Annotated in this window: 13 protein-coding genes and 1 tRNA gene; 9 read left to right on the top strand and 5 right to left on the bottom strand. The window is 61.4% G+C overall.

Features of this window, described 5'->3' with window-relative positions; all coding sequences use genetic code 11:
- Positions 1-142: 142 nt before the first annotated feature.
- The 8 genes from J2D77_RS11690 (at position 143) to J2D77_RS11655 (ending at position 6,768) form a co-directional block, all read left to right on the top strand.
- A complete protein-coding gene (locus J2D77_RS11690) occupies positions 143-880 on the top strand; it encodes a TlyA family RNA methyltransferase (RefSeq protein WP_207846460.1) in 738 nt (245 codons plus the stop codon).
- Between the two features lie 284 nt (positions 881-1,164).
- The gene (locus tag J2D77_RS11685; protein ID WP_207846459.1) at positions 1,165-1,755 is read left to right on the top strand and encodes a hypothetical protein; all 591 of its coding nucleotides are present in this window, start codon (positions 1,165-1,167) and stop codon (positions 1,753-1,755) included.
- A gap of 112 nt (positions 1,756-1,867) precedes the next feature.
- A complete protein-coding gene (rlmN, locus tag J2D77_RS11680) occupies positions 1,868-3,088 on the top strand; it encodes a 23S rRNA (adenine(2503)-C(2))-methyltransferase RlmN (protein WP_207846458.1) in 1,221 nt (406 codons plus the stop codon).
- A 115-nt stretch (positions 3,089-3,203) separates the two neighbouring features.
- Positions 3,204-4,445, top strand: a complete 1,242-nt coding sequence (locus tag J2D77_RS11675; RefSeq protein ID WP_207846457.1) for an argininosuccinate synthase — start codon at positions 3,204-3,206, stop codon at positions 4,443-4,445.
- Between the two features lie 48 nt (positions 4,446-4,493).
- Positions 4,494-4,994: an FKBP-type peptidyl-prolyl cis-trans isomerase gene (locus J2D77_RS11670; RefSeq protein ID WP_207846456.1), complete on the top strand. Its 501-nt coding sequence runs from the start codon at positions 4,494-4,496 to the stop codon at positions 4,992-4,994.
- Positions 4,984-5,475, top strand: coding sequence for a c-type cytochrome (locus J2D77_RS11665; RefSeq protein ID WP_207846455.1), 492 nt, complete (start codon positions 4,984-4,986; stop codon positions 5,473-5,475). Before J2D77_RS11670 ends, J2D77_RS11665 begins: the two co-directional genes overlap by 11 nt.
- A gap of 14 nt (positions 5,476-5,489) precedes the next feature.
- Complete coding sequence (gene trpS, locus J2D77_RS11660) at positions 5,490-6,485, top strand: tryptophan--tRNA ligase (protein WP_207846454.1); 996 nt, start codon at positions 5,490-5,492, stop codon at positions 6,483-6,485.
- A gap of 208 nt (positions 6,486-6,693) precedes the next feature.
- Positions 6,694-6,768, top strand: a tRNA-Val gene (locus J2D77_RS11655).
- Positions 6,769-7,078: 310 nt separating this feature from the next.
- Here J2D77_RS11655 and J2D77_RS11650 read toward each other — a convergent pair.
- A complete protein-coding gene (locus J2D77_RS11650) occupies positions 7,079-7,954 on the bottom strand; it encodes a DMT family transporter (RefSeq protein WP_207846453.1) in 876 nt (291 codons plus the stop codon).
- A gap of 399 nt (positions 7,955-8,353) precedes the next feature.
- The gene (locus J2D77_RS11645; RefSeq protein ID WP_207846452.1) at positions 8,354-9,067 is read right to left on the bottom strand and encodes a response regulator transcription factor; all 714 of its coding nucleotides are present in this window, start codon (positions 9,065-9,067) and stop codon (positions 8,354-8,356) included.
- A 141-nt stretch (positions 9,068-9,208) separates the two neighbouring features.
- Here J2D77_RS11645 and J2D77_RS11640 point away from each other — a divergent pair, with 141 nt between their 5' ends.
- On the top strand, positions 9,209-9,733 hold the full coding sequence (locus tag J2D77_RS11640; RefSeq protein WP_207846451.1) for a L,D-transpeptidase family protein: 525 nt from the start codon (positions 9,209-9,211) through the stop codon (positions 9,731-9,733).
- A gap of 37 nt (positions 9,734-9,770) precedes the next feature.
- On the opposite strand, the gene J2D77_RS11635 is transcribed toward J2D77_RS11640, so the two are convergent.
- From J2D77_RS11635 to guaB, 3 genes are all read right to left on the bottom strand, one after another.
- Entirely contained in the window at positions 9,771-11,165 is a 1,395-nt protein-coding gene (locus tag J2D77_RS11635; protein WP_207846450.1) for an MFS transporter, read from the bottom strand.
- A 111-nt stretch (positions 11,166-11,276) separates the two neighbouring features.
- Positions 11,277-12,575, bottom strand: coding sequence for an RsmB/NOP family class I SAM-dependent RNA methyltransferase (locus tag J2D77_RS11630; protein ID WP_207846449.1), 1,299 nt, complete (start codon positions 12,573-12,575; stop codon positions 11,277-11,279).
- 9 nt (positions 12,576-12,584) lie between these two features.
- The gene (gene guaB / locus J2D77_RS11625) at positions 12,585-14,063 is read right to left on the bottom strand and encodes an IMP dehydrogenase (protein ID WP_207846448.1); all 1,479 of its coding nucleotides are present in this window, start codon (positions 14,061-14,063) and stop codon (positions 12,585-12,587) included.
- Positions 14,064-14,154: the final 91 nt, after the last annotated feature.

The raw sequence follows: 14,154 nt of genomic DNA, 5'->3' as shown, positions 1-14,154 counted from the left end.
CCCCATGACCCTGCCAGACAGGTTCATCGACCATAATTCGCAGCCCGCGCAATATGACGAGGCAGGCCTCAACGCCCCCCATATCGTCGCTACCGCACTTAACGCGCTGGGCGTGAACCTGACGGAACAGACGGCCTGATCCATGGCCCGCCGCCGCGCAGACCAGTTGCTTGTCGACCGGGGGCTGGTTGAAAGCCGCAGCAAGGCACAGGCCCTGATCATGGCAGGGCTCGTGTTTTCGGGCGAGAAACGCATAGCCAAGGCGGGCGACCAGATAGCCGAAGATACCCCGCTGGACGTGCGCGGGCAGGACCACCCGTGGGTTTCCCGCGGGGGGTGCAAGCTTGCTCATGCACTGGAGCATTTCGACCTCTCCCCCGAGGGGCGTATTGGCCTTGATGTCGGGGCATCGACCGGCGGCTTTACCGATGTACTGCTGACGCATGGCGCGCGCGCGGTCTATGCGGTGGATGTGGGGCATGGCCAACTGGCCTGGAAGCTCCGCTCCGACCCACGCGTGAGCGTGCTGGAAAAATGCAACGCCCGCTATCTCGATACAGCCCTTATTGCGCAGGCCCCCGAAGCAATCGTGTGCGATGCAAGCTTTATCGGCCTGAGAACCGTCCTGCCTGCGGCGCTGAGCCTGGCAGCACCGGGGGCATGGGCTGTAGCGCTGATCAAACCGCAATTCGAAGCCGGACGTGATCAGATCGGGGCCAAAGGCGTGGTGCGCGATCCCGCGGTGCATGACGCCGTGTGCGCAACCATCCACGCATGGTGGTCCGCCCTGCCCGGCTGGCAGGTTCTGGGGGTCGAGCCCAGCCCGATCACCGGCCCCGAAGGCAACCGGGAATTCCTGATTGCAGCGCGGCACGACTGAAAAGGCTCTGCACGTAGTGCGTGGACCGGTTTGAACGGTTCAGCTTGAGCAGCCTGTTGCCGGGCTGACAGCCGCCGCTATCCTTCATCCCTGACCTTCCATGCAGTTTTTCGTGCATGGAACTGGCACCAGCCTTTGCGCGCGCGTGACTGCTAAGCAGACTTAAATAATATTTTCAAGTCGTATCCCGCTTTTCGCATGGCAGTTTTGCTCATTTTTTGCCACACTTTTGCGAGAGTATAGAGCTTGGACAAAAAGCAATAACCCGAGGGATCGACCATATCATGAGTAAGCTCGCCGCTGTGCTTGGCGCCGGTTTTCTTGCCAGCGCCCTTCACGTCGCACATGCAGCACCTGTTTCCCACCCGTCTTCCAGCCGCCCCGCCGTATCGGCGCCGGAAGTGGATGGCAGCCTGCTGAGCGACTACGAACAGGACGGCCTTGTCCTGAAGGATGACGCGCAGGCTGGCACGCTGAGCATTCAGGCGGACCCCGCAGCTTTGCACGTGCATGACGCATCGCAGAGCAACCCCTACCGGATGACCCTGACAGATGTCCTGTCAGCGGCGGCGACCTATGCTTACCTGTATTTTGGCCAGCATCCCGAACGCAACACCCTGTCCGTTACCGCCACGATCCAGCCGGACGGACTTAATCCCGTCAGTGCTACCGGTGCACCGGACCCGGCTGCCGAACCCGCCATGACATTGGAAATCGCCCGCCCGGGCTTTCCCATCTCCGCCGATACCAAGCCTGATGCGTATTCCGCCCAGACCATCGGCATGATCCTGGACAATATCGACCTGTCCAAGGTCACCATGGCCCCGTGGCTGCGCACAGCACTCAAAAAGCAGGATGCCCCCTCCACCCCCTGAAAATACGGGCGGTATTTGCGCCATAAAAGCGCGGACAACGGCAGAGGCGTGTATCAGCCTCCCCTTTTTCTTGTTATAGAGGCCCCCTTCTTCCCCTTACACGTTGTCTGTCATGCCGCCTGTTGTGTCGCCCTCTTCCGTTCCGTCCTCCAGCGCAGACGCCATCATGGCGCTGAATGCCGAGGAGCGGGCACGTATCCTGGCCAAGGCTGCCTTGTTCAGCCCGCCCACCGGTGTCATGGCGGACGGGCGGCGCGACCTGGTGGGCCTGTCGCGTGAGGAACTGACGGACCTGCTGGTCGAGATCGGCGAAAAGCCTTTCCGCACCAAACAGCTCTGGCACTGGATCTACCATCAGGGCGTTACCGATTTCGAGCGCATGAGCAGCATTGCCCGGCCGCTCCAGCAAAAGCTGGCCGAACGCTTTGTCATCAGCCGTCCGGAAGCGGCGACCGTCCAGACATCCAGCGACGAGACACGCAAGTTTCTCTTCCGCTTTCGTGACGGGCAGGAAGCCGAAACCGTCTATATTCCCGACCGGCGGGAAGATCGCGGTGCTGTGTGTATTTCTTCGCAGGTGGGCTGCACGCTGTCCTGCACCTTCTGCCACACCGGCACGCAAAAGCTCGTGCGCAATCTGGCCGCGTCTGAAATTGTCGGCCAGTTCATGGCCGCGCGCGATTCCTATGGGGAATGGCCCAGCCCCAAGGGCGAGACGCCGCGCCTGCTTTCCACCATCGTCCTGATGGGCATGGGCGAGCCGCTTTACAACTACGAGAACATCGCCAAGGCCATGAAGATCATCATGGATGGGGAGGGAATCGGGCTTTCTCGCCGCCGGATCACGCTGTCCACTTCAGGCGTGGTTCCGCTCATGGACCGGTGCGGAGATGAGCTTGGGATCAACCTTGCGGTGTCGCTCCATGCCGTGCGCAACGACCTGCGCGATGAGATCGTGCCGCTGAACCGCAAATACCCGATCGAGGAGGTCCTTGCCGCCTGCCGCCGTTACCCCGCAGCCAGCAACGCACGCCGGATCACGTTCGAATACATCATGCTGCGCGGCATCAACGATAGCGAGGCCGATGCCCGTGAACTGGTGCGCCTGATTGCCGGCATACCCGCCAAGGTGAACCTTATTCCCTTCAACCCCTGGCCGGGCAGCGCCTATCGCCCCTCCACGCGCGAACAGCAGGCGCGTTTTGCCGACATCATCATGAATGCAGGCTTTGCTTCCCCCATCCGCGCACCGCGCGGGCGGGATATCCTGGCCGCATGCGGGCAGCTCAAGACAGCCAGCGAACGCGCGCGCGCCAGCGAAAACCAGGGCTGAGCCGGATTTTTCAGCCAATCCACCAGTCCCGACGCCAAAGCGCTCTGGTTCCCGGCTCCTTGCAATGTTAGGAGAGAGGCCAGCAGTCTTCAAGTTTGACCAGGAGATCTTCCATATGGGCGCGACTTCCGCCAAAAAAGACGTCAAGAAAGTTGTCCTTGCCTATTCCGGCGGGCTCGATACGTCCGTTATCCTACGCTGGCTCCAGAAAACCTATGGCTGCGAGGTCGTTACCTTTACCGCCGATCTGGGCCAGGGCGAGGAACTGGGTCCGGCCCGCAAGAAGGCGGAGCTTTTCGGCGTCAAGGAAATCTTTGTCGAAGATCTGCGTGAGACATTCGTGAAGGACTTCGTCTTTCCCATGTTCCGCGCCAACACCCTGTATGAAGGCCAGTACCTGCTGGGCACCTCCATCGCCCGCCCGCTGATCGCCCAGCGCCAGATCGAAATTGCCGAAGCCGTCGGGGCCGACGCCGTTGCCCATGGCGCAACCGGCAAGGGCAATGACCAGGTGCGTTTCGAACTGGCCTATTACGCCCTCAAGCCCGACATCACGGTCATTGCCCCCTGGCGGGAATGGGACCTGACATCGCGCACGCGCCTGCTTTCCTTTGCCGAGGAAAACCAGATCCCCATCGCACGGGACAAGCGGGGTGAAGCGCCTTTCTCGGTCGATGCGAACCTCCTGCACTCTTCCTCTGAAGGCAAAATGCTCGAAGATCCGGCCGTCCCGCCGGAGGAAATCGTGTTCCAGCGCACCATCGCGCCGGAAATGGCGCCCGACAAGGCCACCGAAATCACCATCGATTTCGTCAGTGGCGATCCGGTCGCCATCAATGGCGAAGCGCTGTCCCCCGCAACCTTGCTGACCCGCCTGAACGAGCTGGGCAAGGCCAATGGCATCGGCCGCCTGGACCTGGTGGAAAACCGCTTTGTCGGCATGAAGTCGCGCGGGATTTATGAAACCCCCGGCGGCACCATCCTTCTGGCGGCGCATCGCAGCATCGAATCCATCACGTTGGACCGCGAAGCCATGCACCTCAAGGACAGCCTGATGCCGCGTTACGCGTCCATCATCTATAACGGCCTGTGGTTCTCGCCCGAGCGGCGGATGCTCCAGGCCCTGATCGATGCATCGCAGCATTCGGTCAGCGGCCGTGTCCGGCTCAAGCTTTACAAGGGCAATGTCATCTGCGTCGGTCGCGAAAGCCCCAATAGCCTGTACGATACCCGCGTGGTCACGTTCGAGGACGACGAAGGCGCGTATAACCAGGAAGATGCACAGGGCTTTATCAAGCTGAACGCCCTGCGCCTGCGACTGGGCGCGCAGATCGGCCGTCGCGGCGGCACGCTGTAACACGCCCCGTGTTTGTTACATCCTGAGGCAAAAGGAGCCAAAAAGACCATGGTCCGTCGTTTTTCGCTTATCTCCCGCGCATTTGTGGCCAGCCTGACGCTTTCATTGATGGCGTGCGGCGGTCACAAGGAAGAGGCAGAAGCCGAGCTTACGCCCGCACAGGAAATGGAAAAGCTGCGTTCGCAGCCGGGTGTTACGGTTCTCAAGGACGGCCTGGCCTACAAGGTTCTGGAATCCGGCCCCAAGGATGGCGAACAGCCACGGCGGGGCGACGGGATGATGATCATTTACGAAGGCCGCCTGCCCGACGGCTCGATTTTCGATGCCTCCGACCAGCATGGCAATGGCGCCTACATGCAAATGCCCCTGGACGGCCTTGTCAAAGGCTGGATGGAAGCGCTGCCCCTGATGCATGTGGGCGATACCTGGATGCTCTATGTCCCGCCGGAACTGGGCTATGGGCACAAGACCATGGGCATTATCCCCGTCGACAGCCCGCTGATTTTCCGCATCCAGCTTCTGGGGGTCGAGCACGCGCATGAGGGCTGACGCCCCGCACACGGCCTTCCCCTTCTGGCGGAATGCCGGATATGCGCTGGCTGTTTTCAGCGTGCTGGTTCTGGGTGGCTGCTCACGCAAAAGCCCCAAGACCCTGTACGGAAGCAATTGCGGTATCTGTCATCATGGCGGGGACGGCATGCCGGGGGAAGTGCCCCCGCTTGTCGGCCGCCTGGACCGCATTGCGTCCACCGCCGAAGGCCGACATTACCTGGCCGATGTGCTCATGAACGGTGTCAGCGGGCCGATTACGGCCAACGGCATGCGCTTCAATGCGGAAATGCCACCCTTCCGCTACCTGCCGGATGAGGATGTCGCCGCTATCCTGACCTGGCTTTCCCAGCGCGGCCAGACGACACCCGCGCCCGAGATCACGGCAGCGGACATTGCGCAGGCACGCGCCGTTCGACAGTCGGCGGGCAAGATCGCCACCGAGCGCGAAAACCTGGACCGCCTTCACCCTATTCCCTGACTTTCGAGATCATCATGCAACGTATTTTCTCTGGCATTCAGCCCTCGGGCGTTCCGCAACTGGGTAATTACCTTGGGGCCATCCGCAACTGGGTCAATCTTCAGTCCGGTCATGAATGCATTTTCTGCCTGGTGGACATGCACGCCATCACCGTCTGGCAGGAACCGGAGGAACTGCGTCGCCATACGCTGACCCAGGCGGCCATTCTGCTGGCTTCGGGTATCGATGCGTCGCGTCATATTCTCTTCAACCAGTCCGCGGTGTCGGCCCACGCCCGCCTGGCCTGGATTTTCAACTGCGTTACCCGTCTGGGCTGGCTCAACCGCATGACGCAGTTCAAGGACAAGGCCGGCAAGGACCGCGAAAACCATTCATCCGGCCTGTATGTCTACCCCAACCTGATGGCAGCGGATATCCTGGCCTACAAGGCCACCAGGGTGCCCGTGGGCGAAGACCAGAAGCAGCATCTGGAACTGACGAACGACGTCGCCCAGAAGTTCAACCACGATTACGGGGTGGAATTCTTCCCCGCTGTGGAGGCATTGATCCCGCCGGCTGCCGCCCGGGTCATGAGCCTGCGTGATGGCACCAAGAAAATGTCCAAATCCGATCCGTCCGCCCAGAGCCGCATTGAACTGACGGACGACGCCGACACGATCGCTCAGAAAATCCGCCGCGCCAAGACCGATGCCGATGTCCTGCCCGATGATCCGGCCGGGCTCGAATCCCGTCCCGAAGCCAGGAACCTTGTCGCGATCTATGCAGCGCTTGCGGATATGAGCATCCAGCAGGTGCTCGACACCCATAAGGGCCAGGGTTTCGGCCCCTTCAAGAACGCGCTGACAGAAGTGGTGGTGAACGCCATAGCCCCGATCGGGCAGGAAACGTCGCGCCTGCTCAAGGATGAGACCCATCTTCTGCACACCTTGCGCCATGGCGCACAACGCGCACAGGCCATAGCCGAACCGATTGTGTCCGAGGCCGAAAAGCTGGTGGGTTTTCTGCGATAGAACGCCCGGTTCAGGACCGCGATCTTACCAAAGGCAGGGCTTATCCCCTGCCTTTTTTATTGTCTGTGCGGCGCATTGGTCAGGACCCTTCCAACGATCGACCCGGTGTTTTTACCGACATCGCGTGGGTGGGACGGTCTTTTTAAATTTAATGAACGTCCCCTCTTGCCAAGCGGATAGGCGCGGGGTATTAGCATCTCCACCAACCGGGTGCGTAGCTCAGCGGTAGAGCATCGCCTTCACACGGCGGGGGTCACAGGTTCAATCCCTGTCGCACCCACCATGGTTTTCCTTGGTTCTCCAAGGATTTCATGGTCCTCCGGTTGCCTTTCTCCCCTGATTATTCCTGATTGGTTTTTGCAAGTATCCTTGCTTTGCAAGACGGCGTTCGATGCATAATCCGTGCACCGCTTGCGGCGCAAATGCCCGGCCCCTCCCCTCAGGCCCGCCCCACCTCTATGCGCAAGGCAGCCCCTTGACCGAGGCACAGAGCGTGCCGGGAGACCGCTACGCGCGTGATGCTGAATTGAGGGACAAACCTGCCAGTCAGCTTGGACCTTGCGCGACACGGGGCTGATTTTATCCTGCGCGGACTATGCGCTTTTCGGCAACGGGCGGGCGCGTAGAACCAGCGCCAAGCCGGCCAGGACAACGCAGCACCCGATCATTTCGCGGCCCGACATTTTCTCGCCCAGCGCCAGCCACGCCATGATACCCGCCAGGACGGGCGTTACCATGCCTACGGCCTGGTGCACGAACGGGCTGACCTTTACGGAGGCCCTGGTATTCAGGCTTGTCGGCAGATAGGTGGAGACAAAAGCCAGCAGGACTGCCGCAATCATGTTCTGGTACGTCAACATTGAGGCGTGATAGGCAAACACCATATGCGGCGTGGTCAGGATAAACCCGTAGACAAATGTTGCGGTGTTTATGAGCGTCCCCTCAATGGCATGCCCCTTTACGCCTTTTTCCCATATCAGGATGGAAAACACGCCCCGCACACAGGCCGCGGAAAGGGCCAGGACCAGCCCGATGAGAAAAGGCATTCCCATGCCCGCATGATGCGCATCGCCTCTCCAGAGAAAAAGCGTGATACCGATCCCGATCAGGCAGAAACTGGCAATTTCATTGAGATGGATCGTTTTATATTTGCAGACATTAAAGAGAATTGGCACCGCCGGCGACAGGGACACCAGCAATGTCGCTATCGCAATCGGAATATACATAAACGATACTGTCGCGCAGATATAATATCCCGACATCAGGAGAGAGGGAAAAATAACGATATCCCGCCTGACGGATGCGAGGAATTTTTTAAGATAAAAGACCGAGAACACCGAGCATAAGAAAAATCGCAGCCAGACGATATCGATCCCGGCAATGCCATGAATACCCCGGATGAAAATGCCCGTCGTGGCCCAGAACAGGGCGCATTCGAAACTCATGATAACGTAGCGCATTGACTTCATCGGGCATTCTTTCGGCAACGCAATTGTTGCATACCTGTAACAAAAGAGCGGATCAGGCACCAGCCCACGGATTTTGGGACAACCTCATGCACGCCGCATGTCCGCCACCGCGTGAAAGCGTGCCGCAACAATCGGTGGCGCTAAATTTTCATGGGGACCGGGCGTATTTGAACGCGCGGATTGCGTGGGTGGGGGTAAAATTCGTCGTCAGGCCCGCGCGCATCTGCTCAGCCGCAGCCCGTTCGCGCGGCGACAGGCCCTTATCCACAGATTCTGCGGATGCCTTGGTGGATAACGCTGTGGATGGAATATGAAATCAGGGAGCAGGAAAACACCGGACAAAGGTGGTAAGCCCCCTGCCCGGTGGAACGCCCTGTACTATGCTCCCGGCCGACGCTGTCAGGCCAGCGCGGTCGGTTCGGGATTAAGGCGGTAGCCGCCCCCTTCCGTCACCAGCAGGGACGCGTGGGCGGGATCGGGTTCGATCTTCTGGCGCAGGCGGTAGATATGGGTTTCGAGCGTGTGGGTGGTGACCGCCGCGTTGTAGCCCCAGACCTCGTTCAGCAGCACCTGACGCGGCACCGGGCGCGTGCCGGCACGGTACAGGAACTTCAGGATAGCGGTTTCCTTTTCCGTCAGCCTGATACGCCGGTTCCTTGCGGGTTCCTGCAGCAGCTTGGCCGAAGGGCGGAACGTATATGGCCCGATGGAAAACACCGCGTCTTCGCTGTTTTCGAACAGCCGAAGCTGGGCACGCAAACGGGCCAGGAGTTCAGCGATCCTGAACGGCTTGGCGACGTAATCATTCGCCCCGGCATCCAGCCCCCGCACGATATCCGCCTCATCATCGGAGCCGGTCAGCATGATGACGGGCATGCGCAGGCCCGCCTTGCGCAGTTCGGCGCAGAAATCGCGGCCATCGCCGTCGGGCAATGTCACGTCCAGGAGAATGGCGTCACACCGCGCATCCGGCCCTTTCATCTTTTCCCGGGCTTCTGCCAGGGTTGCGGCTTCCATGACCTGAAATTCGCTTTCAAGCTGAAGCTGCTCCGCCAATGTCTTGCGGATTACCTGATCATCATCAACAACCAAAATAGGGCGCGCACCCGTCATGGGGTCCATCTCCTTGTGTCAGCCATAATAAGCGGCCGCCTGACCTGTTCGTCTTACCATGCCACGAATCGCCTCGGCTCCAATAGGGCCGCATGATACGTGATCAACACGAGAAAGCCATAAACAGGGGCAAGATTAGCGATGATGATACATGTCTGCTGCTCTGCAAACAGTGGTGGCGACGCACAACTGCATTGCGGACACAAAATCATGAGGGCGATTATCGGTCGCAACGGGATCAGCCCGGCCAAGCGCGAAGGCGACCTGTGCACGCCCATCGGCACTTTCGCGCTCAGAACCGTGTATTACCGGGCCGATCGTATCAGCAGGCCCCGCACGGTTCTGCCGATCATACCCCTGGCCCCCACGGATGGCTGGTGCGATGACCCCGCCAGTGCCGATTACAACCGGCATGTGACCCTGCCCTGTTCGGCGCGCCACGAACTGCTGTGGCGCGACGATCATGTTTATGACCTGGTTGTGATCGTGGGTTACAACGACGCACCGCCCCGGCCCGGTGCCGGTTCGGCTATCTTCATGCATCTGCAACGCCCCGACCGCTCACCCACCGAAGGCTGCGTGGCCCTTGCGGAACAGGATCTGCGCACCGTGCTGGCCGAAGGCGCCAATGCCATGACAATCCACCCACCCGGCACGTCGCTCTGATACGCGCCAGGCCGGGCAGCGAACGCACGTCTCGCCCTCAGGCCTTGCTGTCCTGCCTTACAACCCGGCGCGTAACGCTCAGGCAGGCACCACAGAGCGCGAAAACCACCCCGAGTTCAAGGCAGGCGGTCGCCCCATGGCTCCCCCCTGCCAGCCCGAATATCAGCGCAACCAGTGCCGACCCCAGTGACCAGCCGGTGGTGCGCGCCACCGCCAGCATGCCCGAGGCGGCACCACTGCGTGTGGACGGGCCGGATGTCATGACCGTCAGGTTATTGGGGGTCTGATAAAAGCCGAACCCGATGCCGCATATGCCCATGCGCCAGACGATATCGGGTATTTCAGGATGAGCTGGCATGATGCTGAGCATGAGCAGCCCGAAGGCCAGGATGGCCAGCCCCACGCTGCTGAGAAGCGCTGCGGGGTACCGCGCAGCCAGCTTGCCCGCAAGCGGGGCTGCAAACGCCACGAAAAGCGGCCAGGGCGTGACCAGCAGGCCCGTCATGACCGTTGAATAATGCATGACGGACTGGAACAGGAACGGAAGCGCCACATAGGCCAGAATCTGCGCGGCATAAGCGCAGATGGATGTCAGAATCGAAAGCGAGAACAGAGGAATGGCCAGCAGGTCGAGCGGCAGCATGGGCGCCTTTCGCCCACGCTGCTGCCGGTAGAACGCAAGCGTACTTGCCCCGCCTACTCCCATTTCCACGATACCCAGAAGCGTGTTGCCCTGCCCCAGCGCGTCTACCCCCAGCACGCCGGCCCCGAAGGCACCCGCATTCAGCGCCGTGCCCCGCCAGTCGAACAGAATTCTGTCCCGCGGCGCGGTATTGGAGTCAAAAGCGGGGGTATGCGGTGCCACACGCAGGAACAAGGGCACGGCCAGCAGCCCGATCGGCACGTTGATGAGAAACAGCCACGGCCATGACGCAACCGCCAGCACCAGGGCCGCCAGGGTGGGCCCGACAGCGGCGGAAATAGCCACCGCCAGGGCGATAATGGCGTAGGAACTGTGCAGCATCGACCTTGGATAGATCGCACGCACCAAGGCACCGCTTAATGCCGCCATGCAGGCCCCGCCCACACCCTGGACGACACGGGCCACGATAAGAACCCCGATGGAACCCGAAAGCGCGCAGGCCAGGGATGCCAAGGTGAACAACGCCAGACCGAACGCATAAACGCGCTTGAGCCCGAGTATTTCGCTGAAAGCGGCGGCAGGCAGAAGACTGACCGCCACCGCCACCTGATAGCCGTTCACGATCCATACACTCAGCATATCGCTGCAATGCATGGTACGCGCGATGGTGGGGAGCGCTATATTGGCAATGGCCCCATCCAGCCCAGCCAGCACAATGCCCAGAACCGCGCACAGCATGACCAAGCGCCGCCGCGTGGGGGAAAGGGTTTGGGCGTCTAGCGGGTTCATACGAAGTCCATAGGCCGGGTGTTAGGCATGTTGCTCTGCCTTACAGGATTCACGCGCGCCACAGACTTGACAAACACGCTACCAACCGTGCCGGTGCCACACCTTCGGCTTTCAGGCCTCGGGCGCGGCCCGTTCCATGACGGCTGCAAAGAAACCATCCGTGCCGTGGCGGGCCGGTGTCAGGCTGATCATGCTTTCGTGGCGCAGGGATGCGGGCAAGGCGTCGGATTCCGCGGCGACAAGCCTGAAATCCGGGTGTCGGGCCAGAAACTGGTTCACCTGATCGGTATTTTCGGCCTTCAGCAGGGAACAGGTTGCATAAATCAGGCGCCCACCCGGGCGCACGAGGGCAGACGCCGTATCCAGAATGGCCGCCTGTTTTTCAAGCAGTTCTTCCAGGTCGATCTGGGTGGTGCGCACGCGCGCATCCGGGTTGCGCCGCCAGGTGCCCGTGCCGCTGCACGGGGCATCGACCAGAACGCGGTCGAACGAGCCCGCGCGGCGCTTGGCCCATTTATCGCCCGCGCTCAGCAGGTGCCGCTCCACATTGTGGACACCCGCACGGCGCAGGCGTTTGACAGCCCCTTCCAGCCGGGGTTCGGACACGTCGCAGGCCACGACATGGCCACGATTTTCCATCATCATGGCCATGGCCAGGGTTTTACCACCCGCCCCGGCGCAGTAATCCAGCACCCGCATATTGGGGCCCGCCCCCGTCATCGCCGCGACCAGTTGACTGCCTTCGTCCTGGATTTCCACCCGCCCGTCCTTGAACGGCACGCTGCCCATGATCGGCAGGCGCTCTTCCAGCCGCAGGCCCCAGGGCGAAAGAGAGGTTTCCTCGGCATGGAAGCCCTCGCGCGACAGGGCGGTCCTGACCTCGGCCCTTGTGGCGCGCAGGATATTCACGCGCAAATCCAGCGGTGCGGGGGTGGAGAGAGCATGCAACTCCTCCTCCAGGTTTTCGCCGAATGTTTCCTCAAGCCGGGGCAGCAGCCAGTCGGGCACTTCCAGCCTGACAGCCCTTGGCATGGCCGGATCGTCCAGCGTCTTGCCCACAAGCGCGCTCAGGCACGCCTGTTCGCGCCCGATCAGGGCACCTGCTGCAAAACGACCTTCCGCATACATGGCGGCAAGGTTGGTCATGGGGGTTGCATCAAACAGAAGGCGCGCACCCACCAGCATGCGGGGCGTAGCCTTCAGCCCGCCCTGTTCGATCCACCATGTCAGGCGGCGCCAGCCACGCATGACATCCCATACCAGGCTGGAAATGGCGCGCCGGTCGCCCCCGCCGACATAACGCCTTTCGCGGAAGAAATTATTGGCGATGGCATCGGCCGGTTTGCGCGGCGCGGCTTTCATGGCTGCCAGAAGGTCGATACTGGCGGCAAGCCTGGCGGTAGGGGTCATAAGTTCGTATCAGTCCTGGCGGTAATTCGGTGCTTCACGCGTGATGGACACGTCATGCACATGGCTTTCGCGCAAGCCCGCACCCGTAATACGGCGGAAATGCGCGCGGGTCTGTAGATCGTGGATTTCGCGCGAGCCGGTATAGCCCATGCCTGCCTTAAGCCCGCCCACCAACTGGTGGATGACCGCGGCCATGCTGCCCTTGTAGGGCACACGGCCTTCGATCCCTTCGGGCACCAGCTTGAGCGTGTCCTTGACTTCCTGCTGGAAATACCGATCGGCCGAACCGCGGGCCATGGCCCCAAGGCTGCCCATGCCACGGTAGGATTTGTAGGACCGCCCCTGATAGAGGAACACCTCGCCCGGTGCCTCCTCCGTCCCGGCCAGCAGGGAGCCGATCATGACCACGTCGGCCCCGGCACCAATCGCCTTGACGATATCGCCGGAGGTGCGAATGCCGCCATCGGCCACGCAGGGAATACCCAGTTCGCGGCATGCCTGCGCCGTTTCCAGCACGGCGGAGAACTGCGGCACGCCAACACCGGCCACGATGCGCGTGGTGCAGATAGAGCCCGGCCCGATACCGATCTTGACGCAATCGGCCCCGGCACCCGCAAGGGCCTGCGCGGCCTCGGGCGTTGCGACATTGCCCGCCACGATCTGGATGGAAGGATCAAGCGCCTTCAACCGCTCGACCGCGACGAGAACGCCTGCGGAATGGCCATGGGCGGTATCGACCACCAGCACATCCACCCCGGCGTCGATCAGCAGCCTCGCCCGGTTGAACCCGTCTTCACCCACACCGGTTGCGGCAGCACAACGCAGGCGGCCCATCGCGTCCTTGATGGCCAGCGGATGGGCCACGGCCTTGTCCATGTCCTTGACGGTGACAATGCCGATACAACGGCCTTCATCATCCACCACCAGCAGTTTTTCGATCCTGTGCTTGTGCAGGAGCTGGCGCGCCGTATCGGCGTCCACGCCGTTGGTGACCGTTACCAGCCTGTCGCGCGTCATCAGTTCGGACACGCGCTGGTTGTTGTCCACCGCGAAGCGGACATCGCGGTTGGTGAGAATACCGACCAGCTTCTGCGTGCCCGGTTCGACAACCGGCAGGCCGCTTATGCCGTGGCGGCTCATGATATGGCGGACTTCGGCCAGGGTCTGGTCAGGCCCCACGGTCACGGGGTTGACCACCATGCCCGATTCAAAGCGCTTGACGCGGCGCACATGCTCGGCCTGATCTTCGGGCGAGAGGTTTTTATGAATGACCCCCAGCCCGCCCTGCTGGGCCATGGAGATGGCCATCTGGTCTTCCGTCACCGTGTCCATGGCGGCGGAAACGAGGGGTATGTTCAGTTCGATGGACCGGGTCAGGCGTGTGCGCACGGTCGTCTGGCTGGGCACGACATCGGACGCCGCCGGCACGACCAGGACATCGTCGAACGCCAGAGCTTCAGTAACACGGCTGTACGGGGAGGAAGTCATGCAGCGGGCATCCTTGATGAGAGACAACAAGGCGGGTCTACCCGGTAGCAAAAGCATTGCCGCAGGTCACCCGACCATTGGCGCTTCCTCA

Origin of the sequence: Acetobacter garciniae, from assembly GCF_017377735.1 — a bacterium.
In the GTDB taxonomy this organism is placed as follows: Bacteria; Pseudomonadota; Alphaproteobacteria; order Acetobacterales; family Acetobacteraceae; genus Acetobacter; species Acetobacter garciniae.
This window is presented reverse-complemented; position numbering and strand designations above follow the sequence as displayed.